The 23,694-nt window shown below is 57.0% G+C and carries 29 protein-coding genes; 15 read left to right on the plus strand and 14 right to left on the minus strand.

Annotated features, from left to right (window positions below):
* The first annotated feature begins 2 nt into the window (after positions 1–2).
* The 6 genes from BSF40_RS17480 to BSF40_RS17505 all read left to right on the plus strand — a co-directional run bounded on the left by BSF40_RS17480 (position 3) and on the right by BSF40_RS17505 (position 5,341).
* Positions 3–1,070, plus strand: a complete 1,068-nt coding sequence (locus tag BSF40_RS17480) for a maleylacetate reductase (protein WP_095966005.1) — start codon at positions 3–5, stop codon at positions 1,068–1,070.
* A gap of 37 nt (positions 1,071–1,107) precedes the next feature.
* Positions 1,108–1,980, plus strand: a complete 873-nt coding sequence (locus tag BSF40_RS17485; protein ID WP_095966006.1) for a dioxygenase — start codon at positions 1,108–1,110, stop codon at positions 1,978–1,980.
* A gap of 3 nt (positions 1,981–1,983) precedes the next feature.
* Entirely contained in the window at positions 1,984–2,301 is a 318-nt protein-coding gene (locus BSF40_RS17490; protein WP_015095236.1) for a YciI family protein, read from the plus strand.
* Positions 2,298–2,663 carry a Rieske 2Fe-2S domain-containing protein gene (locus tag BSF40_RS17495; protein WP_095966007.1) on the plus strand — a complete coding sequence of 122 codons (366 nt, stop codon included), beginning with the start codon at positions 2,298–2,300 and terminating at the stop codon, positions 2,661–2,663. The genes BSF40_RS17490 and BSF40_RS17495 overlap by 4 nt, the downstream gene beginning before the upstream one ends.
* A 55-nt stretch (positions 2,664–2,718) precedes the next feature.
* The gene (locus BSF40_RS17500; RefSeq protein WP_095966008.1) at positions 2,719–3,174 is read left to right on the plus strand and encodes a YMGG-like glycine zipper-containing protein; all 456 of its coding nucleotides are present in this window, start codon (positions 2,719–2,721) and stop codon (positions 3,172–3,174) included.
* A 550-nt stretch (positions 3,175–3,724) separates the two neighbouring features.
* Positions 3,725–5,341, plus strand: coding sequence for a mechanosensitive ion channel family protein (locus BSF40_RS17505; RefSeq protein ID WP_095966009.1), 1,617 nt, complete (start codon positions 3,725–3,727; stop codon positions 5,339–5,341).
* An 82-nt stretch (positions 5,342–5,423) separates the two neighbouring features.
* On the opposite strand, the gene BSF40_RS17510 is transcribed toward BSF40_RS17505, so the two are convergent.
* The 7 genes from BSF40_RS17510 to BSF40_RS17540 form a co-directional block, all read right to left on the minus strand.
* Positions 5,424–5,924, minus strand: a complete 501-nt coding sequence (locus tag BSF40_RS17510) for an outer membrane beta-barrel protein (RefSeq protein ID WP_095966010.1) — start codon at positions 5,922–5,924, stop codon at positions 5,424–5,426.
* Positions 5,925–5,994: 70 nt separating this feature from the next.
* Positions 5,995–7,590, minus strand: a complete 1,596-nt coding sequence (locus BSF40_RS17515; RefSeq protein WP_095966011.1) for an EAL domain-containing protein — start codon at positions 7,588–7,590, stop codon at positions 5,995–5,997.
* 240 nt (positions 7,591–7,830) lie between these two features.
* Entirely contained in the window at positions 7,831–8,847 is a 1,017-nt protein-coding gene (locus BSF40_RS17520; protein WP_095966012.1) for a helix-turn-helix domain-containing protein, read from the minus strand.
* 105 nt (positions 8,848–8,952) lie between these two features.
* Positions 8,953–9,285, minus strand: coding sequence for a hypothetical protein (locus tag BSF40_RS17525; protein ID WP_095966013.1), 333 nt, complete (start codon positions 9,283–9,285; stop codon positions 8,953–8,955).
* Positions 9,286–9,463: 178 nt separating this feature from the next.
* A complete protein-coding gene (locus tag BSF40_RS17530) occupies positions 9,464–9,751 on the minus strand; it encodes a hypothetical protein (protein ID WP_095966014.1) in 288 nt (95 codons plus the stop codon).
* 180 nt (positions 9,752–9,931) lie between these two features.
* A complete protein-coding gene (locus BSF40_RS17535) occupies positions 9,932–10,414 on the minus strand; it encodes a hypothetical protein (RefSeq protein ID WP_095966015.1) in 483 nt (160 codons plus the stop codon).
* Entirely contained in the window at positions 10,411–11,232 is an 822-nt protein-coding gene (locus BSF40_RS17540; protein WP_095966016.1) for a winged helix-turn-helix domain-containing protein, read from the minus strand. The genes BSF40_RS17535 and BSF40_RS17540 overlap by 4 nt, the downstream gene beginning before the upstream one ends.
* 506 nt (positions 11,233–11,738) lie before the next feature.
* Here BSF40_RS17540 and BSF40_RS17545 point away from each other — a divergent pair.
* Complete coding sequence (locus BSF40_RS17545; protein WP_095966017.1) at positions 11,739–11,981, plus strand: hypothetical protein; 243 nt, start codon at positions 11,739–11,741, stop codon at positions 11,979–11,981.
* Positions 11,982–12,009: 28 nt separating this feature from the next.
* Here the strand turns inward: BSF40_RS17545 and BSF40_RS17550 are convergent, their stop codons facing one another.
* The 3 genes from BSF40_RS17550 to BSF40_RS17560 all read right to left on the minus strand — a co-directional run bounded on the left by BSF40_RS17550 (position 12,010) and on the right by BSF40_RS17560 (position 13,681).
* Complete coding sequence (locus BSF40_RS17550; protein WP_095966018.1) at positions 12,010–12,351, minus strand: hypothetical protein; 342 nt, start codon at positions 12,349–12,351, stop codon at positions 12,010–12,012.
* Between the two features lie 83 nt (positions 12,352–12,434).
* Positions 12,435–12,896 carry a hypothetical protein gene (locus BSF40_RS17555; RefSeq protein ID WP_095966019.1) on the minus strand — a complete coding sequence of 154 codons (462 nt, stop codon included), beginning with the start codon at positions 12,894–12,896 and terminating at the stop codon, positions 12,435–12,437.
* 104 nt (positions 12,897–13,000) lie between these two features.
* A complete protein-coding gene (locus BSF40_RS17560) occupies positions 13,001–13,681 on the minus strand; it encodes a DUF3313 domain-containing protein (protein WP_095966020.1) in 681 nt (226 codons plus the stop codon).
* Between the two features lie 225 nt (positions 13,682–13,906).
* On the opposite strand from BSF40_RS17560, the gene BSF40_RS17565 reads away from it, so the two are divergent.
* Both BSF40_RS17565 and BSF40_RS17570 read left to right on the plus strand, forming a co-directional pair.
* Positions 13,907–14,728, plus strand: a complete 822-nt coding sequence (locus BSF40_RS17565; RefSeq protein ID WP_095966021.1) for a hypothetical protein — start codon at positions 13,907–13,909, stop codon at positions 14,726–14,728.
* A gap of 34 nt (positions 14,729–14,762) precedes the next feature.
* A complete protein-coding gene (locus BSF40_RS17570; RefSeq protein WP_095966022.1) occupies positions 14,763–15,155 on the plus strand; it encodes a GFA family protein in 393 nt (130 codons plus the stop codon).
* A 113-nt stretch (positions 15,156–15,268) separates the two neighbouring features.
* Here BSF40_RS17570 and BSF40_RS17575 read toward each other — a convergent pair whose 3' ends face one another.
* A complete protein-coding gene (locus BSF40_RS17575) occupies positions 15,269–15,607 on the minus strand; it encodes a hypothetical protein (RefSeq protein WP_095966209.1) in 339 nt (112 codons plus the stop codon).
* A gap of 293 nt (positions 15,608–15,900) precedes the next feature.
* Here BSF40_RS17575 and BSF40_RS17585 point away from each other — a divergent pair, with 293 nt between their 5' ends.
* From BSF40_RS17585 to BSF40_RS17605, 5 genes are read left to right on the plus strand one after another with little or no spacing between them, the layout of a single operon-like run.
* On the plus strand, positions 15,901–17,367 hold the full coding sequence (locus tag BSF40_RS17585; RefSeq protein ID WP_095966024.1) for a cytochrome c oxidase subunit II: 1,467 nt from the start codon (positions 15,901–15,903) through the stop codon (positions 17,365–17,367).
* A 43-nt stretch (positions 17,368–17,410) separates the two neighbouring features.
* Positions 17,411–19,186: a cytochrome c oxidase subunit I gene (ctaD, locus tag BSF40_RS17590; protein ID WP_095966025.1), complete on the plus strand. Its 1,776-nt coding sequence runs from the start codon at positions 17,411–17,413 to the stop codon at positions 19,184–19,186.
* The gene (locus BSF40_RS17595) at positions 19,183–19,875 is read left to right on the plus strand and encodes a cytochrome c oxidase subunit 3 (protein ID WP_095966026.1); all 693 of its coding nucleotides are present in this window, start codon (positions 19,183–19,185) and stop codon (positions 19,873–19,875) included. Before ctaD ends, BSF40_RS17595 begins: the two co-directional genes overlap by 4 nt.
* 6 nt (positions 19,876–19,881) lie before the next feature.
* Positions 19,882–20,625 (plus strand): heme-copper oxidase subunit III family protein, encoded by a 744-nt coding sequence (locus BSF40_RS17600; protein WP_095966027.1) that lies wholly within the window; start codon positions 19,882–19,884, stop codon positions 20,623–20,625.
* A gap of 13 nt (positions 20,626–20,638) precedes the next feature.
* Positions 20,639–20,956: a cytochrome C oxidase subunit IV family protein gene (locus BSF40_RS17605; protein WP_095966028.1), complete on the plus strand. Its 318-nt coding sequence runs from the start codon at positions 20,639–20,641 to the stop codon at positions 20,954–20,956.
* A gap of 32 nt (positions 20,957–20,988) precedes the next feature.
* Here BSF40_RS17605 and BSF40_RS17610 read toward each other — a convergent pair whose 3' ends face one another.
* Together BSF40_RS17610 and BSF40_RS17615 are read right to left on the minus strand one after the other, a co-directional pair.
* On the minus strand, positions 20,989–21,549 hold the full coding sequence (locus tag BSF40_RS17610; protein WP_095966029.1) for a hypothetical protein: 561 nt from the start codon (positions 21,547–21,549) through the stop codon (positions 20,989–20,991).
* 120 nt (positions 21,550–21,669) lie between these two features.
* Entirely contained in the window at positions 21,670–21,960 is a 291-nt protein-coding gene (locus tag BSF40_RS17615; RefSeq protein WP_095966030.1) for a hypothetical protein, read from the minus strand.
* 283 nt (positions 21,961–22,243) lie between these two features.
* Between BSF40_RS17615 and BSF40_RS17620 the strand changes: the two genes are divergently transcribed.
* On the plus strand, positions 22,244–22,792 hold the full coding sequence (locus tag BSF40_RS17620; protein ID WP_095966031.1) for a cytochrome b: 549 nt from the start codon (positions 22,244–22,246) through the stop codon (positions 22,790–22,792).
* A gap of 13 nt (positions 22,793–22,805) precedes the next feature.
* Here the strand turns inward: BSF40_RS17620 and BSF40_RS17625 are convergent, their stop codons facing one another.
* Complete coding sequence (locus tag BSF40_RS17625; RefSeq protein WP_095966032.1) at positions 22,806–23,615, minus strand: AraC family transcriptional regulator; 810 nt, start codon at positions 23,613–23,615, stop codon at positions 22,806–22,808.
* Positions 23,616–23,694: the final 79 nt, after the last annotated feature.

Raw genomic sequence — 23,694 nt, forward strand, 5'->3', positions numbered from 1 at the left:
TCATGAATCCCTTTGTCTATCAAAGCCTGCCGACCCGTGTGGTGTTCGGCTGGGGCAAGCTCTCGGCGCTGGCCGAGGAAATCGAACGGCTGGGTGCGCGGCGTGCGTTGATCCTGACCACACCGGAACAGCACGGGCTCGGCGAAAAGGTCGCGGCGTTGCTCGGTGATCGTGCCGCCGGTGTCTATCCAAAGGCCGTGATGCACGTTCCGCTGGAAGTGGCGCAAGCGGCGCGCCTTGAGGCAGCGCGGCTGGATGCCGATTGCTGCGTGGCCATTGGCGGTGGCTCGACTATCGGCCTGGGCAAGGCGATCGCGATGGATTCCGGCCTGCCCATAGTGGCGGTGCCGACCACCTACGCCGGCTCCGAGATGACGCCGATCTACGGGCTGACCGAAAATCGCCTGAAAAAAACCGGACGGGATCTGCGGGTCTTGCCCAAGACCGTGATCTACGACCCGCAATTGACCCTGACCCTGCCAGCGCACATTTCGGCCTGTTCGGGCATGAATGCCATGGCCCACGCGGTCGAGGCGCTGTACGCCCAGGATGCCAACCCGATCATCGGCTTCATGGCCGAAGAGTCGATTCGCTCGCTGGCACAGGCCTTGCCGGGTGTGGTCAACCATCCCGATGACCCCGAGGCGCGCAGCCAGGCGTTGTATGGCGCGTGGCTGGCGGGCATTTGCCTGGGCTCGGTCGGCATGGCCTTGCACCACAAGCTCTGTCACACCCTGGGCGGGACGTTCAATCTGCCCCACGCCCAGGCACACGCCATCGTCTTGCCCCACGCCGCGCATTACAACCGCGAAGCAGCGGCCGGGCCTTTGCAACGGGCTGCACGCGCGTTGGGTGGGAGTGAGGCGAGCGAGGTCGGTGCCTTGTTGTACGCACTGAATCAGAAACTGGGTATTCCACTGGCCCTGGCGGACATCGGCTTCCCGGCCAACGGCCCGGCCGAAGCGGCGCAGATCGCCTGCGCCAGCCCTTACTACAACCCGCGGCCGTTTGAACAAGGCCCGATTGAGGCGCTGCTCAACCGTGCTCTGACAGGTCAGGCCCCAGCCTGATCAGCCAGTCACCCTTATCCTCGTCGGAATAACAACAATGACCGATCAAGACAAAACCATGGAATCACTGATCTCCCGACAGGCAGTGAACAGCTTCAACGACGCGTCGAATGCACGTTACAAACAGATCATGCAAAGCCTGGTGCGCCACCTGCATGGGTTTGTCAGCGAGGTCGAATTGACCGAGCAGGAGTGGTTCGAAGGCATTGGCTTTCTGACCGATACCGGGCACACATGCGATGGCCTGGTGCGCCAGGAATTCATTCTGCTGTCGGACACCCTGGGTGTTTCGATGCTGGTCGACGCGATCAACCATCGGCACAGCGCAACGGCCACCGAAACCACGGTGTTCGGGCCGTTCTACATCGATGGCATGCCGGATCGCGAGTTCGGCGAAAACATGGCCTTCACGCCCGGGGAAACCGCGCTGGTACGCGGGCGTGTGGTCGACATTCATGGCAATGCCTTGTCTGGAGCGGTGCTGGATGTGTGGCAGACCGCCGAAAACGGCATGTATTCCGGGCAGGACACCGAACAGCCTTTCGGCAACTTGCGCGGGCGCTATCGCACCGACGCGGATGGCTGCTTTGCGATTCGCACCATTGTCCCGGTGGCCTATCCGATACCGACCGATGGCCCGGTAGGGCGCATGCTCGATGCCGCCAACCGCCATGCGTGGCGGCCAGCTCACCTGCATTTCATGATTGATGTGCCGGGCTATCGCAAATTGGTGACGCACCTGTTCAACCACGATGATCCGTATCTGCAATCCGATGCAGTGTTTGGGGTGAAACAGTCGTTGCAGGTGATTTACGAAGACTTGACCTGCCACGACGATGTGTCCGCCAGGCTGGGTATGGACGTGCCGTTCAAGCGTGCGTGTTATGAATTTGTCATGGAATCTGCGTGAATCATGGGTCAGTTCTTTGCAGTGTTTGCCACTGATCATTTGGACTGCCAGGCGCTGCGCCAGCGTCTGCGGCCCAGTCACCAGGCGCATTTGCGTGCGACAGGGGATCATCGGGTCGTCGTGCGCCTCGGCGGCCCGATCCTTGATGATGCCGGCGCGGCGATGACAGGTACGTTGCTGGTCATCGAGGCAGGCAGCCTGCCGGAGGTGGAAGCGTTCATGCGCGACGATCCCTATGTCCAGGCGGGGCTGTTCGCCAGCCTGCAGATTCGCCCCTGGCACTGGAGCCTGGGTAACCCGGAACTGCGCGGTTTTCCATGACCAGCATTTCCTTGTGCCGACTGGACGACATCGCCGACGGCGGGGCGTTGGGATTGCCACAGCACCAGCAACTGCATCCCGCCGGGCTGGTGGCGGTGCGCCAGGGCGCACAGGTGTGGGTTTACATCAACCGCTGCCCGCATTTCTCGGTGCCGCTGGACTTCAATCCGCAGCAGTTCTGCACCTGGCGTGGCAAGGTCCTGATGTGCGCCCATCACAGCGCGATGTTTCGTTACGACGACGGGCACTGCATCGACGGCCCTTGTAAAGGCGCACAACTGGAGGCCGTGCCGGTACGTTGGGTCGAAGACCAACTGGTCATGGAGATTGAACCCACCGCCGGTCAGCAATCGGGTGGCTGATGGGGGCTGATCTAAACTCCTGTTGGGGGTGAGCCAGGTTCATCCGGAGGTCATCATGAAAAAATTGTCACCCATCAGCCTATGTCTCGCCTTGTCGGTTTTGAGCGCCCCGGGATGGGCGCAATCGGTGGTGCCGATGAAAGGGCAAAGTTCGCAACAAACCCAGGCCGACATCAACGAATGCAACAGCATCGCCGCCAGCCAAAGCTCCTCGACGGCTTCCACGCCTTCTGGCGGGCGGATCAAGGGTGCCGCTGTGGGGGCCGCCGCCGGCGCGGCTGGGGCCCAGGTGCGCGGCAATCAACGTGACGAGGTCTATGATCGTGTCGACGATGACACCAAACAGGACTATCGCCAGAACCGCGCCAAGGAGACGGCGGCAGCCGGTGCCGTGGTCGGTGCGTCACGTCAGCGCCAGGAACGCCGGGAGCAATCGAAAACCACGCAGGCGAACACCACGTCGGCTTACACCAGCTGTTTGCAGGGCAAGGGTTATCAGGTCAATCCTTGAATCAGGTACTGAACGGTGCCCCGCGGTGTTCTCTGGTTTTTCGCGAGCAGGCTCGCTCCTACAGTGGGGCATTGGCCGCTGGCGAAAATACAAACCCTGTAGGAGCGAGCTCGCTCGCGATGGTCGTCAACGATAACGCTGGTTGGCAGGTGCCCCGCGGTGTTTTCCGGTTTATCGCGAGCGAGCTCGCTCCTACAGTGGGTAATGGCCGCTGGCGAAAATGCAAACCCTGTAGGAGCGAGCTCGCTCGCGATGGTCGCCAACGATAACGCTGGCTGGCAGGTGCCCCGCGGTGTTCTCCGGTTTATCGCGAGCAAGCTCGCTCCTACAGTGGGCAATGGCCGCCGGCGAAAACACAAACCCTGTAGGAGCGAGCTCGCTCGCGATGGTCGTCAACGATAACGCTGGCTGGCAGGTGCCCCGCGGTGTTCTCCGGTTTATCGCGAGCAAGCTCGCTCCTACAGAAGCACCCATCTGACAACCGTTCATCGGTGGACTACGCTGCGGTCTGTACACTCGAACAGAAATTTGTGAAGTAGGGATCTGACAGATGCGGAGCAGGCTGCTCGTTGTATTGTTCACTGTTTTCGGGTTGTTCTGGTCGTTGCAGCTGTGGGCCGAGGATTCACCAAAGGCGGCAGATGCGCCTGCTGAACTGAAAGTGGCCAACCGCAGTGTCATGGTGTTTCGCGCGACCCTCCTCGGTGAAGCCCCGGCCTCGCGGGTCAAACGGGCGAAAGCGGTGATCGGTGAGGCGCTGGACGAGGCCGACGACCTGAAGGTTACCCTCGACCCGATCATGACAAGCTACATGGTGCTGCTCGGTTCTCGCCGCGCTTTCATCGTTACGTCCAAGGATTTCGACGCCACCGAATTCGACTCGGTGCAGCAAGCCGCCGAAGCTGCGGCTGAAAAACTGCGTCAGGTGGTGGCCGAAACCCAGGAAGCTCGCAGCCTGCACTTGATACTCCGGTCGGTGGGTGCCGCGCTGCTCGCCACCGGAATCTATCTGGGCCTGCTCCTGGCCATGGTTTTTCTACGGCGCAAATTGCTGAAAAAACTGCCCGACCTGATGCATCGGCATACCCAGGCCCTGAAGGTCGGGCGGGTGCCGCTGATCGACGCCAACTTCCTCTATCCATTGGTCAGCCGCGTGCTGGAAGTGTTGCGCTGGGTCATCGTGCTGCTGCTCACCTACGAATGGCTGGGGTTTGTCCTGTCGCGTTTTCCCTATACCCGGCCCTGGGGTGAAAGCCTTAACAACTATCTGCTGGAAGTCGCCGACTATTTGCTGCAAGGGATTCTCGGGGCCATCCCCGGACTCGGCGTAGCGCTGGCGATCTTCTTCATTGCACGAGGCGCCACAGCCTTCTCTCGCCGGATACTGCGGCGCATGGCGACGCCCGGCACCTTCAACTGGCTGAACCACGAAACCCTGAAACCCACCCAGCGCCTGACGTCGCTGGCGATCTGGCTGTTTGCCCTGGCCATGGCTTATCCCTACTTGCCGGGTGCCGGGACCGATGCGTTCAAAGGTTTGTCGGTGCTGGTCGGCCTGATGATCTCGCTGGGTGCTTCCAGCGTCGTCGGGCAGGCGGCGGCCGGATTGATCCTGACGTACACCCGAACCTTGCGCCCCGGTGAATTCGTGCGCATTGGCGAGCACGAAGGCACGGTCACTGAACTGGGCATGTTCACCACCAGCATTCGTACTGGCCTGGGCGAGGTGCTGACCCTGCCCAACTCGATGATCACAGGCACGGTCACCAAGAACTACTCACGGGTGGTACAAGGCCCCGGTTATGTGGTCGACACCGTGGTCACCATTGGCTATGACACCCCCTGGCGACAGGTCGAAGGGATGTTGCTGGAAGCCGCCAGACGCACGCCCGGCGTCCTCGAAACCCCACCGCCGCAGGTGTTCCAGACGGCGTTGTCGGATTTCTACCCCGAGTACCGATTGGTGGCCCAGGCCATCCCCAGCCAGCCGAGGCCGAGAGCGGTGCTGCTGAGCATGCTGCACGCCAACATCCAGGATGTGTTCAACGAGTACGGTGTGCAGATCATGTCGCCGCACTACCTGGGTGATCCGCAACAGGAGAAATGGGTGCCCAGGGACAAGTGGTACATGGCACCGGCGCAAGAGTCGAAGGATACGTTGAAGTAATGGCAGGGGACTGACAGGGCGAGGACGCGCATTGCGGCAAGTGCGATGAGCGACCGAGGGCGGTCGCTCAGTTGCAGCGATGTTAAAAAAGCATATAGGCGGATGCAGTCGTCTGATTCAGGTCGATCTCTCCGACCTCCAGCACTTCGTATTCAGCGCGCACACCGATGTTGCGAAAGACATCGAATTCCACGCCGAGACCGTAGGTCAGGTCAACCCCGGTATCGTCGTCGGTGGCATTGCCGTCGGCGTCCCAGGCGTGGGCACCGACACTGCCGAACAACCGCACCCGATCACCCAGCGGAAAGCCGACATGGGCGGCAGCCTGAGCCGACTTGCCGTCGAAATCGATGTTCTTGTCCTTGAATTGACCGAGATCGACGTAGGCACCTTCGAAGGCCAGGTAGCTGTTGACGCGATAGCCGGCATAAACTTTGTAGCTGGTGTCCTCGTCGTCCAGCCGGGATTCTTCGGTCTGGATGCTGCTTACGCCAGCTCCAAGATACAAACCTTTGTCATCAGCGAGCGCCTGGAAAGACAGCAGCGATAGCAGTGAAGCGAAGCCAAGGTTTCGAAGTAGCATGTGTAGTGGAGTCCTTGTACAGGTTTGTCAGGTGTTAGGGTTCGGCGAGCATTTGAGGGGCCATGAGGAGTTAATAGAAGTCATTGATTGATATTTTCGGGTCGTAAGGCGGGCTGTTTGCCGGGCATTGAAAGTAGCGTCTTGCCAACGCCTGGACAGACAGCGCGTTGGAGAACAACCAGCCTTGTGCCAACAGGACACCCTCCGAAACCAGATGCGGCAGTTGCTCCGCAGTCTCGACACCTTCGGCCACGACCTTGAGTCTTAGCGACCTGGCCAACTGGGCAATGTGTCGCCACAGCGCATCCTCGGCCGCGATCCTGTCGGCGGCGATGAACGAGCGATCTATTTTCAGAATGTCGAAAGGCACTGAATCGAGGAGCGAGAGGTTGGAATAGCCGATACCGAAGTCGTCCACGGCGATGCGATGACCGCACGCACGAAGCCGTCGCAATTGTATGGCGGCAGGCTTCTGGTCGAGCATGGTTCTTTCGGTGATTTCAAAGGCCATGGCTGACACAGGCATGTTGTAGGTCGCCAGCACGCTGGCCACATAGTCTGGAAAGTCCGGGTCCTGAATATCCTGGGCAGACAGATTGACCGTAATGTAGAAGTCCTTGCACGCCCAAAGGTAAGTGCTGTAATCCTCCGCTACTTGTCGAATCACCGAACGCGTCAGTGTGCGGATCAGGTCAGACTTCTCCGCCACCGCAATGAACACGTCAGCAGGCACAGGGGTGCCGTTGTCGCTCCAGTGGGAAAGTGATTCGGCGCCAACCAGATAGCCTGTCGTCAAATTGACGATCGGCTGATAGTGAACGCCCAGCGTGTTGGCTTTCAGGGCTTTGCGAAGTCGTACGGCAGTAGAGGTGTAATGCCGTTGGATACACCTTGCGAGCAACAGCAGTGCTGCGAACACGCACGCAAGGCCAATGAATAATTTGAATTTAAGACCTGTCAGGTAACTCGACGGAAGCGAAATGACCGAGATCAGTTCATTTCGGTTGCCTGCAAAGGCGATGAGGACCTTGTCTGCCGAGGCAACCAGTTCTTCAAGGTGGAACGGTTTCAGCATTTGCAGGGGCTTGAGGCCTGTGGAGGCAATGGGTACTGCGCCACCGGGGCCGATGAGGTCCAGTTGCAGATCCTCGGGAAACTTCAAGTTGTCGAGCAGGATCTTCTTGTTTGCCCAGACGTAGGTCGACTGTTCCGACACGATGATAAAGTCGGTGTCCGCAGAAACGGCGTGGCCGGAATCGACCCAATAGGTTCGCCTTCCAACGGAGAACCTGCGCTTCTCATTACCGGCCAGTATCGACGGCAGTTCTTGTCCATAGGAGGAGCAGATCTTGCCATTGGGCAACTGGATTGCCGCTTGATCAACAAATCGCAGGTCTTTGACCAGGTCGGCCAGTTGTGAATACTGCTCGACGGAGCATTCCTGACCTGAGCGATCAAGATCGCCGAGGGTTTCCAGTACCTTGTCGATCTGCGCATTGGGCTCCACTTGAGCCGCACGCAGATCGGCATAAACGTTATTCAACTTCCGTGCAACGACTGACTCCGCCAGACCTGCGGCGCAGAACCATGCAGCCCAGCCCGCTGCAGCAATCAGACATACAGTGATTGCGTGCCTTCCAGATAACGCTTTATATACGGCAATCATCGAAAACCCCGAGGAATCATTATTTCACTGTGCACTTTGCAGTCGCGAGTTAAACCTCTTCAGTACCAGTCAATGACCCAGGCCAATAAGATGCCGCTGACATAGGCGGTCATGCACAGCATGATTTTTTGCTTGAGTGGCAGCGTGTTTATTCGATGAAGCATGCTTATCTCCTTGATTGGGAAAACAAGCAATTGTCGGTATCCATGGCTAATCAACGGAAATTATTAATCCTCATTTTCAGGGGGTTGATGGAAACGCGCCAACGACCTGGTTGTATAGGGATGAGGTGGTATTCCTGGGCCTGGCTGAGTTGCGCCTGGCCGTTTCTGACGGTGTCTCTCCGTAAGCAGTCTGATAGGCCTTGGAAAAGCGGCCCAGATGATGAAAGTTCCAGAACATGGCGGTTTCCGTCACGGTGGGCCATGTTTTATTGATCAGGTCGCGGCGGGCACTGGCGAGTCTCAAGTTTCTGATATAGGCGATTGGCGACATCCCGAATGTCTCGATAAAGCCAAAATGCAGGGTGCGGGTTGTCGTCTCAAGTTGCCTTACGAGTGACTTGATGGTGAGCGTTTTTTTGACATTGTCATGAATGTACTCGATGGCTTCTATCGCCACCTTCCGTCTGGTGGGGACTTTACGTCTAAAGCTGCCAGCGGGGGTCAATGATTGCAATACAGACGCAAGTACCGCAGTTTCAATCGTTGAGCGATCTGCTTGAGCGTACTGTGGGGAGGCCGCGTCATTGATGTCGACACAGCAGGCGCTGATGGCTTGAATGGCGGACTGTATGAATTGAAAGTTATCAACCTGGTAGCTGTGTTTTGTTCTGTTCGCAAGTATATCTTTGACAGGGTGAAGTTGGCGGCACCGGTCATAGTGCTCCAGTGTTGTGGTGATGGTGAACAGTGTTTCATTCGGTTCGCAGGTGTAATGCACCGATTCGTCGCTGTGCAGTACGATGATTTCGTCAGGCCGTAGTTTGTGATTGTTCACGACGGGGCGGCCAATCGGGGCCTGCGAGATGGCGAATGTGACGAATCCGGCGGGAACGGAACTGACCAGGGTGATGGATGAGTCGAACTCAAGGCGACTGCACTGCAGTTCAGGGCTGTGAAAGAGCTTGTGTTGCCGGATGCGCGCCTCATGCTCGGTCGGGATTAGGCTCATTTCCCAGTTGCCTATGGTTCTGTTCAGTTGGCTTGGCAAGGCAGTAGACAAATGAAAGATTTCATCGGGAGGTGCGATACTCATGAAATTGAAAGCTCACCTGTTGAATGATTAGGGTCAGGCAATGACTGTCCGTGCAGCGATGACGGTCACATGCCGGATGAAGGTACAGCCGCGTCGGGAGGGTTGTCAGAGCCCCCGGATTATTTCCAGTTCCGCTGAAAACGCGTAATTGCTGTGCGATGGTGAGTCGTCCAGCTGTTGTACCTTGCGCGGGTCAACCATCGGACTGAATATTTTCGACTGGGGTTTCATCGGGTCAATGGCTGCCGCTGTAAAGGAATAAAAGTCGTCAACACGGTAACCCGTTTTTACCTGATAGCCAGTTTTCACAGAATCCGGAGCCTTCTTGTTGGTTTCGACACTCGTCAATTTTGCACTGTAGATGCCCTTGTCGTCGGCCATGGCCTTGAGCGAAAGCAATAAACCAAACGACACGGTGACGAAGTTTTTCAGTAGCATCGAGGCGATTCCCTTATTTACAGTTCATTCAGGCAGAACCTAGTGTCAGCTGTATCTCTGCCACGACGTGGTCTGCAAATAATCTCACCCCGACTGCGCCTTCCAAAGTCAATAACTCATATTTACCAGGTCGTCAGAAGAGGCCAATCGCCGCTTGCGACGGCAAATACCGCGTTGTTCAAAGTAAAATGAGCGAGGTGGCGTAACTCATTCCAGTATCACTTTGTGGAGGCGAGAGGGCTGAATCACTGTCCTGCTTGTCCGCATGATACTCATTCTCACTATGAATTTTCAGATGCGATAGTTTCTGGGAGTCATCCGGATTTGTTTGAATTTCATAATATTCAATGGTCGTGCTTTCGACGGAGTGTTCGTCGTTCGCTAACGAACAAAAGGGCAGGGCAGACAGGAATAGAACCGCCAGGCATCCGAAGGTCGTCGATGTATTGCTTCGCAGGAAATGCATTGTTTTCACTTGATTCCCCTGTGTAGGGCATTGTCCCGGACGAGAATCAAGCAGGCTCGATTCCAGAGATTATTGGCGGGGGATTTTTTTCCGGGACGCCATCTGATTCAAGTCAATAACTGTTATTTTTATTAGGGGTGATCTTTGATATGAGCCTGTGCCAGGCGAGTGCTGAGTCAATTAATGGTTCATGCAGCGCAAACGGCCAAGGTCATGTATGTAAAAGCATACGGCGTTTTTATTCTGCGTGGGAATCAATTCGTAGTTCAGAATGGCGCCTTCTTGCAAGACGTATTGGCGTCTGAAGAACAGGTCAGGGGTCTTTTCAATGGCAAAGAGTTCATTGTCCTGGCTGAGCTTGACGTTACTGATTTTGATCTGTACCTGCGTTTTACTTTCTTTGATTATATTTGCCGATAGGGTTGCATTGCGGATTTTCCCATTCAGGCTTTCCAGCGTGGTCCCAGTGAGCCGACCATGCCCGATAGTGAGATACTCTTCGGTGTTGAGTTGATTGAGATCTTCCAGCCATTGCCGGGCCTTTGTTTGATAACTGGTATTTTCCATGTAGTGCGAAGGAGAATAAAAAATGGAGAAAATACAGAGTGCATTGATCAAGGCGATAACCGGCCAGTGAACCGCTTGCGGAATTTCAAACTTCATAAGGTAACTTCCAAGCATTGACGAATCATCATGGCGAGGTCTTTTTCGGCGCTGTTTAATTGTAGATTTGCAGTGCTTAGATCCGGGCGAATGCACGAAACGGAATAGTTGGTTTTATACAGGTTGATCCAGACTTGCCCCTTCAGGTTGGGGGGAAGCTGTTCTGATTGTTTGGCCGATAGCTCCAACAACGCTTGTGCCTCGGCAAGATCATTGCCTACGGCGTGGATGATCAGTCCATTTTTGTCGACGCTGGATATTTCAATTTTTGGCGCTTCGAAGTCGAACTGAAAGACCGTCAAGGCAACGACTGCCAGGGTAACGATATAAGCGATCAGTTGGGCCTTGGTAATGCGGGTGGATTTTTCGGTTTTACTCGAGGGCGCCAGCGACTCATCGCCATCGGGCGACGGTCGTTGTCCAGGAGTGGCTGCGGGTGGCTGCACAGCTTCTTCTGAGGGGGCCGGTACGTCGGCTGCTGCATCGACGACAAAGTGCCGGTTGAAGCAATATCCCCGGCGAGGAACAGTCATCAGGATCTCGTGATCCCGACTGTCATTCAAAATGTTTCGTAGTGAGAAAACGGTTTGATTCAAACTGCCGGAAGCAACTACGCGGTCATTCCAGGTGTAGTCGATGATTTCATCGCGGCTTTTAGTGACACCCGGCTCCATCAGCAGCAGGTCCAATAAACGCGATTCGGCTCTGCCTAGCGTGGAATTCTGTACATCTCCATGGGGTGTTGTAAGGGAGAGCATGGCGCTGTCCGGGTCGAATATCGCCACGGCGCCATTTTTCAACTTGAAGGTGTAGCTCATAGAAATTTTCCGATCAGGCGGTACTGGCCTGAGTATAGGGGCCGGATTTGGCTCGGTACATTCTGGACTGGGAGGTGAACGAAGATGGGGACCGTGTGCAAGTCGCGCTGTGTGTCGCCTTTACATTGCGGGACCGGCTCGTTTCAGGAGCGTGCAGTGCGGTAAACAGCCCTGCCTGTCAGAGGCATCAGTTGAATCAGACAAAGGAAAAGCATTGCTGGATGACCCACGGTTTTTGATTTTGACAGCATGAATAATGCTTTGAATGGATGTTCTGCGCTATCCGAAAACTGCAAGCTCGGGCGGGTGGGTTTGTGCGGCGACGGGGTCTGAGCGGATTGCCTGCGCAGTCCAGACAAGGCTTTAGTCACTCCCGAACGGGGCGAGAGTGTTCACAATACAAGTCAATGATTGTTGTTTGTGCGCCCGTTCAACGGCAGATTATTTTTGATTCCAATTAGCTTTGAACCACGCTCGTTAGCGCTTTTAATGGATCTCGAGGAGCGTTGACACTCATCGCGTTCATGCGCGGCGTAAACGATCCTCACCTCTCGTTCAACGGCTTTTGCCCCGCGCCCTTCATGGAGGACGCGGGGTTTTTTTTGGTTTTTTTCACGCAAGCCCGGGAAATTTCAGGAGCTGGCTTGCCAACGATGGTCGTCAACGAAAACGCGTGTGACCTGGATGAACGCGGCGCACTTGAGTCCATCGCCAGCAGGCTGGCTCCTACAGGTTCCCGCGATGCGTGAAGAACCTTTTTTGCGGAGGGTATCGGCGTTACAGGCATTCCTGCGCGGCACGCTCGATGCTCGATGGCCTGAAGGTCGAGGCCAGCAATTGGCGCTCGTACAGATACACCTTGCCTCCATCCTGTGCCCTGTGGGTTTCCAGCACGGTGTCTACGGCAATTTTGCTCGAAACGACAACCCGGTAACTGCGTTCGCTGCCAGATACAACCGGGCTCATCGCGTTGTCCTTCAACTTAGGTACAAGGCAGTCGACATACTGCTCGGGCGATTTGTCCGTTTGCAACGATGAAGTCGGGCTGTTAGGGGAGGCGGCGCAACCGGCCAGGAGCCAGGAAGCGAGGATCACGACTGGAATACCTGCTAGGCGCATCGGTGAAGCCCTCAAATTCGAATCGGTTCGTTGAGTCATGGTGAAGAAGGTCGGCCAATGTTTCTGATCATTGTCGCCGCCGATCAAGGCAAGACATCGTAGCCACGCTGCTGCAGGCAGCTGCTATAGACGGAGTTGTTGGCGGTGACGCTTTGATCGCTCGCCGCATCATTCTGCCGGCGCGCCTGGCGTTGCCTGGAAGCCCCCACCACGGCACCGGCCGCCGCGGCACTGCGCGCGTGGTTCTGGCGATAGTCTTGCCGGGTGTCGTCGTCGATCTGGTCATAGACGTTTTCATGTTGGCGGCCCCGGACCTCGGCCGCGGTCGCCCCGGCCACGGCGGCGGTTGCGGCGCCCTTTACCCGACCACCGGTCGGCACGGTGCTTTGTACCGGATGCTGTGCGTTGGCCTGGGATTGGCAGGCACTGGTGTCCTGTTGGATGGCCTGGGAAGTCTGACCTTTGAGGGGGATCACCGTCACTGCCAGGGCGCTGGTGCTCGGCAACAGCATGAGCACCGCCAGGGTATGGGCCAGTATTTTCATGATGGGGTCTCACGCCAGGCGTCGGCACGGCTGACGGTTTTGTTAGAGAACAAGCGCGGTTCAAACCCCATGCCAGCCTGCGTGCGATGGGGCTTATCCGGGCATCAGTGCTTGAGGAGCAGGGCCTGCATATCGTCTGTCATGCTTTTGAGCGCGACTTTGAAGTCACTGGCAAGCACCGGCTGTTGGGCATTGTCGAGTGTCGCGCCAAACACCTTGCGAACGATCTTCGCGACCGGCATACCGGTCTTGGCATCGATCAGGTTGGCTTCGATGTACATCTCGGCAGTCTGATCCCGATGCCCGGTGGCTGCTTGTGTTGCCCCGACGATGGCGCCGATCGGAACGGCCTCATACCAGTGCATGCCTTCGTTGTTGGCGCTTACATGAGTGATCGCCGCTTGCAGGATCAGCGATCGCGAATTGGTCGGTGCCAGTTGTGGATAAGGGACGATCGCATAGCGGCGGGCAAAGGCTTGCTTGACGCTGTTGCTGGCCATCAATTGCAGGTCCTGCAGGGTCTTCAGGCTGACGCGCTCGGTTGGTTTCGGCGCTGGATACAGTTCCATCTGCCTGAACACCACAGTGGAGTAGGCGCGAGGATCGAACCCCGGCGATACCCAGCGCAGGACCTTCTGCTCACTCGGCGTAGTTTGCTCCTCCAGGCCCTGGTAATTGCCCAGGAAGCCCGAGTATTGCTCCTGTTGCGCCACTTTGGAGACACAGCCGACCTGAAATACACAGCTCAAAGCAATACCCGCAATCCATTTATTCGACATGCCCATGTGTTCGGTTCTCACGTGATGAAAGTTGTCATTCGGGTACAGGTGTTTGCACGCCGGTCAATTCGGGCCGAATGCTGCCTGCAGCAGCGGGATAATCCGAATCAAAAACTCTCAAAAACCGTTAAATACAGGGTCTGCGAGGGGCAGGGCCGGGTTGCACATCGATCACAGTTGCCTACGCTAACCCTTTGCAACACCGGTGTTTGACAACGACAGGTGAGTGAGATGGATTTGAAAGAAGGGTGGATGGGTAGCGCGTCGACGCTCGTCGTCGCGTTGGGCTTCATCCCGATGGCTCAGGCTGAGGATGCGGCAGAGTTGGCGAAAAAAGCCCTCAACCCGGTCGCCGCGATGTACAGCCTGCCGGTGCAGTACAACTGGGACCAGAAAATGGGGCCGACCGGGGAGGGCATGCACAGCGTGACCAATATCCAGCCCGTGCTGCCGTTCGCCCTGAACGAGGACTGGAATCTCATTTCTCGCACCATTCTGCCGATCATCGACCAGCACGGACTGGCCCCCAATGGCGCGGCGGATAAATCCGGCACCGGCGATATCACCCAGAGTTTTTTCTTCTCGCCGACCAAGCCGACGGCAAGTGGCTGGATACTCGGTGCCGGCCCGGCGTTGCTGATACCGACCGGCAGTGATGAGTTGCTCGGCAGCGAGCAATGGGGCCTGGGCCCGACGGGTGTGGCGTTGAAACAGTCCAATGGCTGGACCCGCGGCATTCTGGCCAACCATATCTGGGGCCTGGACGACAGCCCGCCGGACAACAAGGAAAAGGTCAACCAGACCTTCCTGCAACCCTTCCTCTCGTACACCACCCGTACGCTCACGACCTACGGGGTCAACACCGAGTCAACCTACAACTGGCAATCGCGGGAATGGTCGGTCCCGGTCAACCTCACGGTCACCCAATTGTTGAAGATCGGCGGTCAACCGCTGACGGTGCAGGCCGGCCCGCGCTACTGGCTCGACAGCCCGGAAGACGGCCCGCAAGGCTGGGGCTTTCGCGCCGCCGTGACGTTCCTGTTTCCACGCTGATACGCCGTTTCGGACGGCCTGGAGGAGACACCCCATGGACCGATTCACCGGCGGTTGCTTGTGCGCAAAGGTGCGCCTTGTCGCATCGGGGCGCCCGTTTCGGGTTGGCGTTTGTCACTGCCTCGACTGCCGCAAGCATCATGGGGCGCTGTTTCACGCGTCTGCGATATTTCATCAGGATGCCGTGACGATCGAAGGCGAAACACGTGACTACGCCGGGCGGCATTTCTGTCCGCACTGCGGTTCGTCCGTGTTTGCGTGCAGCGCAGACGAAATCGAAGTGAACCTCGGGTCGCTGGATGCCCCGGACCAACTGACGCCAACCTATGAGAGCTGGGTCGTGCGTCGCGAGGCCTGGCTGCCGGCGTTTGCGCTCACACGACGCTACGAGCGCGATCGGGATTCCACGGGGCGTTTTGAAGACTAGCGGTCACGCATTGCGGTACGCCAGGTCTTGAGGCACTGGGTGTCCGGTTCTACGATCGGTGAGTTTTCAGCACCGCACCGCACAGAACGATCGATGCAGCGAATCTGTCGCCGTTACTCAAGCAACTGATCGATCAACACCGCGTTGGTATAAATCAGGCTGCCATCGCTCGCACGATGCCCGACCAGATGAAACTGACCGCGTTCGTGGTGCAGATAGACACGCATCTGACAGTCGGACAAGGGCGCGTATCCCTCGGGCATGATCAATTCCATCGAGTCCATATCGACATCGACCATGGCTTCACGCTCGTGGGTCTTCTGCAGGCGCTCTTCGGCCTCTTCCAGACGGACATGGAGAGGTCCGTCGACGTTGAAATGGACTTCCCCCATCGGGGTGGACTTTTGGTCGCCGCTGGTTTTGCACCAGCCTTCGATCGTCAGGGCACTCATGACGAAACCTCCCATGTGGATTGCTGGACTGTGTGGCTATCGTCCCTGCTCAATGTCACCACATTCGTTTGACGACTCTACGAGGGCAGGGTTCGAACGTTGCCATCCGTCATCAGCAAACAAGTATAGCTGGCAACCGTAACTCCCTTGCCGGCCTCACGGTACAAGCCGATGGCTCTATACTTCTTACTGACTTTAACGCCCGGACGGGTGGTATTTGTCAGCCCTGCTTGGATGTCAGTGGCGATGCTTATTGCATGACCAATGAACAACAGGAATAGGATGAAGAGCAAATGGCAATAGCAATTGTCCTGATACTCATCGTTATTGCCTCCGTGCTATTCCACATACTGGCGCCCTGGCATGCGACACCGGCCGCTTCCAACTGGGGATCCATAGACACCACCCTGTTCATCACTCTGATCATCAGCGGAATATTCTTCATTGCCATCACGGGATTCATGGCGGTAGCGGTGATTCGATATCGTCACAAGGCGGGCGCCAGGGCGGCCTACCAGCCGGAAAACAAAAAACTGGAAACCTGGTTGATCATCGTTACTTCGGCAGGTATCGCCGGGATGTTGGCGCCAGGTCTGGTTGTCTACAACGATTTCATCCGGGTACCGAAAGATGCCTACGAACTTGAAGTGGTCGGCCAGCAGTGGCAGTGGGCCTATCGTTTTGCCGGGCAAGACGCAAAGCTGGGCAAGTCGGATATCAAGTTTGTCGACTCCACCAATCCCCTCGGTCTTGATCCTAAGGATCCTGCAGGCCAGGACGATGTGCTTGTCATGAATAACGAAGTTCGCCTTCCGCTCGATCGGCCGGTGAAAGTTCTACTGCGCTCTAAAGATGTCCTGCACGATTTCTATGTACCGCAAATTCGCAGCAAGATGGATATGGTGCCAGGGATGGTGTCGTACTTCTGGTTTACGCCGACTAAAACCGGAAAATACGAAGTCCTTTGCGCTGAATTTTGTGGCGTAGGTCATTACAACATGCGCGGGCATATGGTCGTGGAAGAGCAGGGCGTCTTCGATCAATGGCTAAAAGGCCAGCCGACCTTTGCACAGACATTGACCACAGCTGCCAAACCCGGTCGAGACAGCGTGCTGGAAAAAGGCCGCCAGTTGGTCGAACTGTACGGCTGCAAGGCCTGCCATAGCCAGGATGGCAGTGCCAGTCTCGGCCCGGGATGGAAGGGGCTGTACGGACGCACCGAACAGCTTGCCGATGGCACCGGCGTGCGGGTCGACGAGGCCTACCTGAAAGAATCGATTCTCGATCCGAAGGCCCGCCTGGTACAGGGCTACCCACCGGTCATGGTGGCCTATACTCTCAAAGACGACGAAATGGGTGCTGTCATCGCCCTGATCAAATCGCTGGGTGCCGATCAAAGTTCGACGGGCGAAGCGTCGAGTCCGGGTGAAGACCTGGTGGCGCAGGGGCAGCGACTGGCCGGGTCGCTTGGCTGCCTGGTCTGCCACAGTGTCGATGGCAACAAGGGCGTCGGCCCCAGCTGGAAGGGCCTGTATGGCAAGACCGAAACCCTTGCCGACGATACGAGCGTAAAGGTCGATGAGGGCTATTTGAAAGAGTCGGTTCTTCATCCCAATGCCCAAATCGTCAAGGGCTACGCAGCCGTCATGCCAGCCATGGCTCTGAGTGACGAGGAACTGAATGCACTGATCGCTTTTATCAAATCCAAAGCGAATGCTGACGCTGATGCGACCAAGGCGGAGCCAGGGAAACAGCCGTAAAGCAGCCAGAAGCACACTGAAACTTCGGAACGAGGATGACGTGATGGCCTATGCGGAGCAAGCCGAAACAGAAGCACTGCACGAGCCCAAAAGCTTCCTGACCAAATATATCTGGAGTCAGGACCACAAGGTCATAGCCATTCAATATTCCTTGACGGCTCTGTTCGTGGGGCTTGTCGCCCTGGTGCTGTCCGGCTTGATGCGCATGCAGATAGGCTTCCCCGGCAGTTTGGCGTTCATGGATGCCAGTACTTACTATCAGGCGATGACCATGCACGGCATGATCATGGTCATCTACTTGCTGACGGCCTTGTTTCTGGGGGGCTTTGGCAACTATCTGATCCCGCTGATGGTGGGCGCCCGCGACATGGTCTTCCCCTATGTCAACATGCTCAGCTTCTGGTTTTACCTGCTGGCGGTAGTGGTCTTGCTCAGCAGCTTTTTCGTCCCGGGCGGCCCCACGGGTGCCGGCTGGACGCTCTATCCGCCACAGTCCATCGCCCAGGGGACACCGGGCGTCGAGTGGGGCATTGTCCTGATGCTCGTCTCACTGGCGATTTTCATTGTCGCCGCCACCATGGGCGGGTTGAACTACGTCACCACGGTGTTGCAGGCGCGCACGCACGGCATGACATTGTTTCGCATGCCGCTTTCGGTATGGGGCATCTTCATGGCCTCGATTATGGCCTTGCTGGCCTTCCCGGCGTTGTTCGTCAGCGCGGTCATGATGTTGTTCGACAAGCTGTTGGGCACCAGCTTTTTCATGCCGGCGATGGTCTCGCTGGGGCAGCAACTGGATCACCAGGGTGGCAGCCCGATATTGTTCCAGCACTTGTTCTGGTTTTTTGGCCACCCGGAAGTCTACATCGTTGCTCTCCCTGCCTTTGGCCTGGTCTCCGACCTGATCAGCACCCATGCGCGTAAAAACATCTTCGGCTACCGAATGATGGTGTGGGCCATTGTTGCGATCGGGGTACTGAGTTTTGTGGTCTGGGCGCACCATATGTATGTCAGCGGAATGAACCCGTACTTTGGCTTTTTTTTCGCCGTCAGCACCTTGATCATCGCGGTGCCGACCGCGCTGAAAGTCTATAACTGGGTACTGACCCTATGGCGCGGCGACATCCATCTGACCGTGCCGATGCTGTTTGCCCTGGCCTTTATCGTCACCTTCCTGGTCGGCGGTCTGACCGGGTTGTTTCTGGGCAATGTGATCGTGGATATTCCGCTCTCGGACACCTATTTCGTCGTCGCCCATTTTCATATGGTCATGGGGGTCGCACCGGTACTGGTGGTGTTCGGCGGTATTTATCACTGGTTCCCGAAAGTCACCGGGCGCATGTACAACGACACCCTGGGCAAGCTGCATTTCTGGATTACCTTCCTGGGCACCTACGCCATCTTCTTCCCCATGCACTACCTGGGTTTCCAGGGCATGCCACGTCGCTACTACGCCTATGAAAACTACGCGTTCATCCCGCAGTCGGCGCAAGAGCTGAATGCCTTCATTACAGTGGTCGCATTGGCCGTCGGGGTTTCCCAGTTGCTGTTCGTGTTCAACATGGCCTGGAGCGCATTCAAGGGCAAGCCCGCAGGCAGTAATCCCTGGGGCGGGGCCAGCCTGGAATGGCAAACGCTGCACACCCCGCCGAAACACGGTAACTGGGGAGAGAAATTGCCGGTCGTGCATCGCTGGGCCTATGACTACAGCGTACCGGGGATAGAACAGGATTTCGTGCCGCAAACGGTCTCCGCCGAGGAGCTGGAGCAGATGCGGCAACTCGGTGCCGGGACTAAAATAGCGGACGCCAAGACATGAACAGGCTGCTATTGAGAAACGTCGACGGCGCTGACCCCGGCGGCAGTTGGAATCGCGACCCTGAGGGTGTTCAGGCCACCGAGGGCGCCAATAGAAGTCAAATCGCAAGAGTGGGCTTGCGCTTGTTTCTGGTGGTGGTGAGTTCGTTATTCTTCCTCTTCCTGATCGCCTTTGTCGCCCGTTCGCAAATGGTCGACTGGCTACCCCTGACAGAGCCTTTGGCACCCTTAGGCAATCTGCGGCCGCTATGGCTGAATTCGGCTTTTCTGCTATTGAGTTGCATCGCACTGCAGTGGTCGCGCATGGCTGCCCGAAAGGCTCGACCGGTCGCAACCGTGATGGGTTTTGCACTGGGGGGCGTCTTTGCAATTGCCTTTCTGGCGGGGCAACTCTGGGTCTGGCAGCAGTTTGTCGCCTGGGGCTACTTTGTCGCCAGCAATCCGGCCAACAGTTTCTTCTACCTGTTGACCGGCCTGCATGGGCTCCACCTGCTGGGCGGACTGATCGCCTGGTGCTGGATTGTCGCCAGATTTGCGCGTCATGTGCCATTGGCGCAATTGAGCGCCAGCGTAGAGCTCTGTGCCATCTATTGGCATTACTTGCTGGGTCTCTGGTTCGTGCTGTTCGCTCTGCTGGCCAGCTCGCCGCAAACCTATGAAGCCATCGCCAGATTCTGCGGCCTGAGGTGAACAGCCATGGCATCGCCCCCGCAAGCCCAAGCCCAAGCCCAAGTCCACGCCCAGGTCCAAGCCGAGACCCGTTCATCCAATCCAGCAGGCTCGCCACCTGCGCCGGGATGGCAAGGCATCGCCAGCGACTGGTCCTCGGACAAAGACGCCTTCAAGCAGGTGCCCTGGGGCAAGGCGATGATGTGGATATTCCTGCTCAGCGATACGTTTATTTTCACCTGTTTTTTAACCGGCTACATGTCAGTACGCATGACCATCACTACGGCCTGGCCGAACCCGAGTGAAGTGTTTGCCTTGACGATCGCAGGAAGGGAAATCCCGCTTATTCTGATCGCCATCATGACCTTTGTGCTGATCAGTAGCAGCGGCACCATGGCCATGGCCGTCAATTTCGCCTATCGCCGTGATCGTATGAAAACGACGGCCCTGATGCTGGCGACCGCTGCCTTGGGTGTGACCTTCGTCGGCATGCAGGCATTTGAATGGAGCAAGCTCATCGCAGAAGGGGTGCGTCCCTGGGGGAACCCCATGGGGGCGGCGCAATTTGGTGCCAGCTTCTTCATGATTACCGGTTTTCACGGGCTGCATGTGTCGATCGGCGCCCTCTACCTCAGCATTGTGGCGCTGAAGGTTTTGCGCGGGGATTATGAACGCTCCGGAAACTATCAGAATGTCGAGATAGCCGGGCTTTACTGGCACTTCGTGGATTTGGTGTGGGTGTTTATTTTTGCTTTCTTCTATTTATGGTAGAGGAGCACGGGTGATGGAGCATGCTCAGGGTCAGCAACATCCAATCAGTCTGTACCTTAAAATCTGGGGGCTGTTATTCGTCCTCAGCACGCTGTCGTACCTGGTCGACTATTTCCACTTCCATGGCTACCTTCGGTGGTCCCTGATCATCATTTTCATGCTGTTGAAGGCAGGTTTGATTGTCTCCATCTTCATGCATATGGCCTGGGAGCGGCTGGCGATGGTCTACGCCATATTGGTACCACCTTTGTGTTTGCTGGTGCTCGTCGGGCTAATGGCCACCGAGGCTGACTACATTTTCCTCAGCCGGGTCATTTTCTTTGGTCAGTAAGCAGTTTTCGGATGGCCTTGAGTCTCCAGGCGCTAACCCGATATCACTCGCTTGAACTGATGCCATTTGTGCTGCCAGGCCACTGTCCAATGGGGAGCTGCCGCTCCAGTACCGGCGATCGTCAGCTTTGGATGTTGTTTGATGACCTGATCCAGTATCGATTCCTGGTTCGGCTCGACATCGACGAAGAAGATATGTTTGCCCTCGCTGACTACCTGCTTGAAATTGCGGAAGTGAGTGTTCGGCACCTGGAACCCGAAAAAACCGCCTTCCCAGATACAGAAGCCCAAAATGACAATGGAAAGGAAGATAAAGGGCATCCAGCCTGCGGCGGATTCGGTCCAGCCCATCCAATAGGCGCCACCCAGAACCAGTGCCGCCAGTGGCAAACCGATCACCGCGCCAATCTCACCCGAGTGAACAGCATCCTGTTCCATTAACGAGTTGACCTCGTGCAGGTGATGTTGTTCGACATCGGCAACGTTTTCACTGAGCACATGAATCTGTTCGGAATTGATGCCGCTGGCTTCCAGTTCATATTCAACGTTTTCCAGATCGTTGAGATTGTCACTGATGTAATAGTGCCGATTCATGCCACACCTCCCGACTCGCGTTTGCTGTAGACCTCCTTTGTCCGGCAGCGGTCAACCTGGGTTGCACACTTCATGCAATCTGAAAAAAAGTATAGCACTCGCCTCCCTGTGGACCGGTCGCTAGTTGATCTGCACTATGACCGGACCTTCCGTCACGATCGGCGGGTTCGCGTGGATATGCGAAGTGTTTTTCTGAATCCACTCACGCGCAACTTTCAGGCTCGCATCACTGCCGGCCTTGTCCATGCAAACAGTGATCGAAGTACCACCATCACCGGTGTTGAGCAGTGTGTAGCTAACGAGGCCAGGTACTGTCCGCAAGGTCGCTTCGATGTCGACGCTGCGCTCTTCCAGAAGCTCGAATAGCTGCTTGGCTCCAGTACCCAGGTAGGTTCTTATCACCGCATACATGGTCGTCTCCTTTGAGCGTACCGTCTTGATGCCAATACAGTTCCGTTGATGTCCGCAGTCCCGGGGTTTCAGGTCGCCCTGATTCAATAAGCTTAGCCAAACGCCGGCGACAATCGACATGCAACGACCACCGGCCACAGGGGGCGATTTCGGCCTGTCCGATCGAAGGCTAAACACGAGAGATATCGATCATTTCGATATGTTTAAGCAGGATTTCACTGTTTTTTCCGATAACGCCATGTCGCGATAATCCGCCTTCAAAAGTGACGGGAAGGGCAGCTTGATGGCGAAGGGAGGAAGTTATACCGGTGTAGCCAAGTGGCTGCATTGGGGCATGGCCCTGATCTGGTTGGGTGCCTGGGTCATCGGAATTGTGGCGACGCATTGGCGCGACGAACTCAATGCCCACCATGAACTCACCTACGTGCACAAGGCGATGGCCAGCACGCTGCTGTTTCTCATCGTCGTGCGTATCGCCTGGCGATTGAGTCACCCGGCACCGGCGCTGCCGGATTCGATGAGCCCGACGATGAAGCGTGGTGCGCTGGTCGGGCATGTGCTGCTGTACGCCGTGGCCTTGATCGGGCTGCCGTTGTCCGGCTGGTACTGGAGCTCGGTCGCCGACAAACCCGTCATGGTGGCGGCGCTGTTCGTGCTCCCGCCAATCGTTGACCCCGATCAGAGCCTGTACGATCTGGCAAAGTCGGTTCACACCTACATGGCGTGGTTGTGTGGCGCCCTGGTAGGTGGCCATCTGCTGGTTGCGCTCAAGCATCACTTCGTTGAAAAGGATGATGTGCTCAAGGGCATGCTGCCCGCACGCAACCGTTGATTTTCCTGTCGTTTCATTTTTGACGCAATTGCACCGGACTCACGCCGAGGCGTTGCCTGAAGGTGGTCGCCATGTGCGCCTGGGAATTGAAACCGCAGGCGTAGGCGATTTCAGCCAGGGTGGCGGTCGAGTCGCGCATCAAGGCGCGGGCCCTGGCCAGGCGTCGGTCGATCAGGTAAGCGTGGGGGCTTTTGCCGGTGGCGTTTTTGAAGGCCCGCATGAAATAGCCTTCGGACAAGCCAAGCAGGCCCGCCATCGCCGGTACGCTCAACGGACCATCGAGGCCCGCGTCAATGAATTCATCGAGCAAGCGCATCCGGCTGCCGGTTATAGAGCCATGGGGCGGTGTCGATACGCCTTCGCTGGCCGTCGCCCGCTCGGACAATGCCAGTGCCCAGGCCTCCCAATCGTCCTCCACGCAAGCGTGCAACAGCGCTGCGCGCATTCGCCATGCGAGGGCCGTGGCTTGCCGGTCGATGCGATTGTTGAAGGCGCGATGGCCCTGCAACGCCATACCGTCGGTGCGTATCACCCGCAGGTATTCACCGCCCTTGGGCGATTCGGACAACACGTCACACCCCGCCGGAACGAACGCCAGGCCGTTGGGCAGGGCATCGAAGGGTTGTACCCGGTCGCTGCCGATCGCGTGCAGGCCTCGCTGGCTGTCGAAGGCAAAGCCGATGCCTGCCTGGGTCGCTACGTATCGGGTCGCGTAGGCGCAGCCGGGGAGCAATTCGATAGCCCAGGGGCCGGCCTCGATACGGCGGACCGGTTCGGACAGCAGGGGTGGATGCAGACGGTTTCGATGGCTCATGAGCACCATAGTAGTGAAGAGAGGGCACAAAAGTCAGGTCGGTTTTTTGAAAGCCTGCGTACTGCGCCGCTGTTCAGACTGGGCAAAA

It is taken from the genome of Pseudomonas sp. ACN5 (genome assembly GCF_002303975.1).
Taxonomy (GTDB): Bacteria; Pseudomonadota; Gammaproteobacteria; order Pseudomonadales; family Pseudomonadaceae; genus Aquipseudomonas; species Aquipseudomonas laurylsulfatiphila.

Bases quoted from the DNA above. Each gene is read 5' to 3' on its own strand.
- BSF40_RS17480 (WP_095966005.1), top strand. From the start codon at position 3: ATGAATCCCTTTGTCTATCAAAGCCTGCCGACCCGTGTGGTGTTCGGC.
- BSF40_RS17485 (WP_095966006.1), top strand. From the start codon at position 1,108: ATGACCGATCAAGACAAAACCATGGAATCACTGATCTCCCGACAGGCA.
- BSF40_RS17490 (WP_015095236.1), top strand. From the start codon at position 1,984: ATGGGTCAGTTCTTTGCAGTGTTTGCCACTGATCATTTGGACTGCCAG.
- BSF40_RS17495 (WP_095966007.1), top strand. From the start codon at position 2,298: ATGACCAGCATTTCCTTGTGCCGACTGGACGACATCGCCGACGGCGGG.
- BSF40_RS17500 (WP_095966008.1), top strand. From the start codon at position 2,719: ATGAAAAAATTGTCACCCATCAGCCTATGTCTCGCCTTGTCGGTTTTG.
- BSF40_RS17505 (WP_095966009.1), top strand. From the start codon at position 3,725: ATGCGGAGCAGGCTGCTCGTTGTATTGTTCACTGTTTTCGGGTTGTTC.
- BSF40_RS17510 (WP_095966010.1), bottom strand. From the start codon at position 5,924: ATGCTACTTCGAAACCTTGGCTTCGCTTCACTGCTATCGCTGCTGTCT.
- BSF40_RS17515 (WP_095966011.1), bottom strand. From the start codon at position 7,590: ATGATTGCCGTATATAAAGCGTTATCTGGAAGGCACGCAATCACTGTA.
- BSF40_RS17520 (WP_095966012.1), bottom strand. From the start codon at position 8,847: ATGAGTATCGCACCTCCCGATGAAATCTTTCATTTGTCTACTGCCTTG.
- BSF40_RS17525 (WP_095966013.1), bottom strand. From the start codon at position 9,285: ATGCTACTGAAAAACTTCGTCACCGTGTCGTTTGGTTTATTGCTTTCG.
- BSF40_RS17530 (WP_095966014.1), bottom strand. From the start codon at position 9,751: ATGCATTTCCTGCGAAGCAATACATCGACGACCTTCGGATGCCTGGCG.
- BSF40_RS17535 (WP_095966015.1), bottom strand. From the start codon at position 10,414: ATGAAGTTTGAAATTCCGCAAGCGGTTCACTGGCCGGTTATCGCCTTG.
- BSF40_RS17540 (WP_095966016.1), bottom strand. From the start codon at position 11,232: ATGAGCTACACCTTCAAGTTGAAAAATGGCGCCGTGGCGATATTCGAC.
- BSF40_RS17550 (WP_095966018.1), bottom strand. From the start codon at position 12,351: ATGCGCCTAGCAGGTATTCCAGTCGTGATCCTCGCTTCCTGGCTCCTG.
- BSF40_RS17555 (WP_095966019.1), bottom strand. From the start codon at position 12,896: ATGAAAATACTGGCCCATACCCTGGCGGTGCTCATGCTGTTGCCGAGC.
- BSF40_RS17560 (WP_095966020.1), bottom strand. From the start codon at position 13,681: ATGGGCATGTCGAATAAATGGATTGCGGGTATTGCTTTGAGCTGTGTA.
- BSF40_RS17565 (WP_095966021.1), top strand. From the start codon at position 13,907: ATGGATTTGAAAGAAGGGTGGATGGGTAGCGCGTCGACGCTCGTCGTC.
- BSF40_RS17570 (WP_095966022.1), top strand. From the start codon at position 14,763: ATGGACCGATTCACCGGCGGTTGCTTGTGCGCAAAGGTGCGCCTTGTC.
- BSF40_RS17575 (WP_095966209.1), bottom strand. From the start codon at position 15,607: ATGAGTGCCCTGACGATCGAAGGCTGGTGCAAAACCAGCGGCGACCAA.
- BSF40_RS17585 (WP_095966024.1), top strand. From the start codon at position 15,901: ATGGCAATAGCAATTGTCCTGATACTCATCGTTATTGCCTCCGTGCTA.
- ctaD (WP_095966025.1), top strand. From the start codon at position 17,411: ATGGCCTATGCGGAGCAAGCCGAAACAGAAGCACTGCACGAGCCCAAA.
- BSF40_RS17595 (WP_095966026.1), top strand. From the start codon at position 19,183: ATGAACAGGCTGCTATTGAGAAACGTCGACGGCGCTGACCCCGGCGGC.
- BSF40_RS17600 (WP_095966027.1), top strand. From the start codon at position 19,882: ATGGCATCGCCCCCGCAAGCCCAAGCCCAAGCCCAAGTCCACGCCCAG.
- BSF40_RS17605 (WP_095966028.1), top strand. From the start codon at position 20,639: ATGGAGCATGCTCAGGGTCAGCAACATCCAATCAGTCTGTACCTTAAA.
- BSF40_RS17610 (WP_095966029.1), bottom strand. From the start codon at position 21,549: ATGAATCGGCACTATTACATCAGTGACAATCTCAACGATCTGGAAAAC.
- BSF40_RS17615 (WP_095966030.1), bottom strand. From the start codon at position 21,960: ATGTATGCGGTGATAAGAACCTACCTGGGTACTGGAGCCAAGCAGCTA.
- BSF40_RS17620 (WP_095966031.1), top strand. From the start codon at position 22,244: ATGGCGAAGGGAGGAAGTTATACCGGTGTAGCCAAGTGGCTGCATTGG.
- BSF40_RS17625 (WP_095966032.1), bottom strand. From the start codon at position 23,615: ATGGTGCTCATGAGCCATCGAAACCGTCTGCATCCACCCCTGCTGTCC.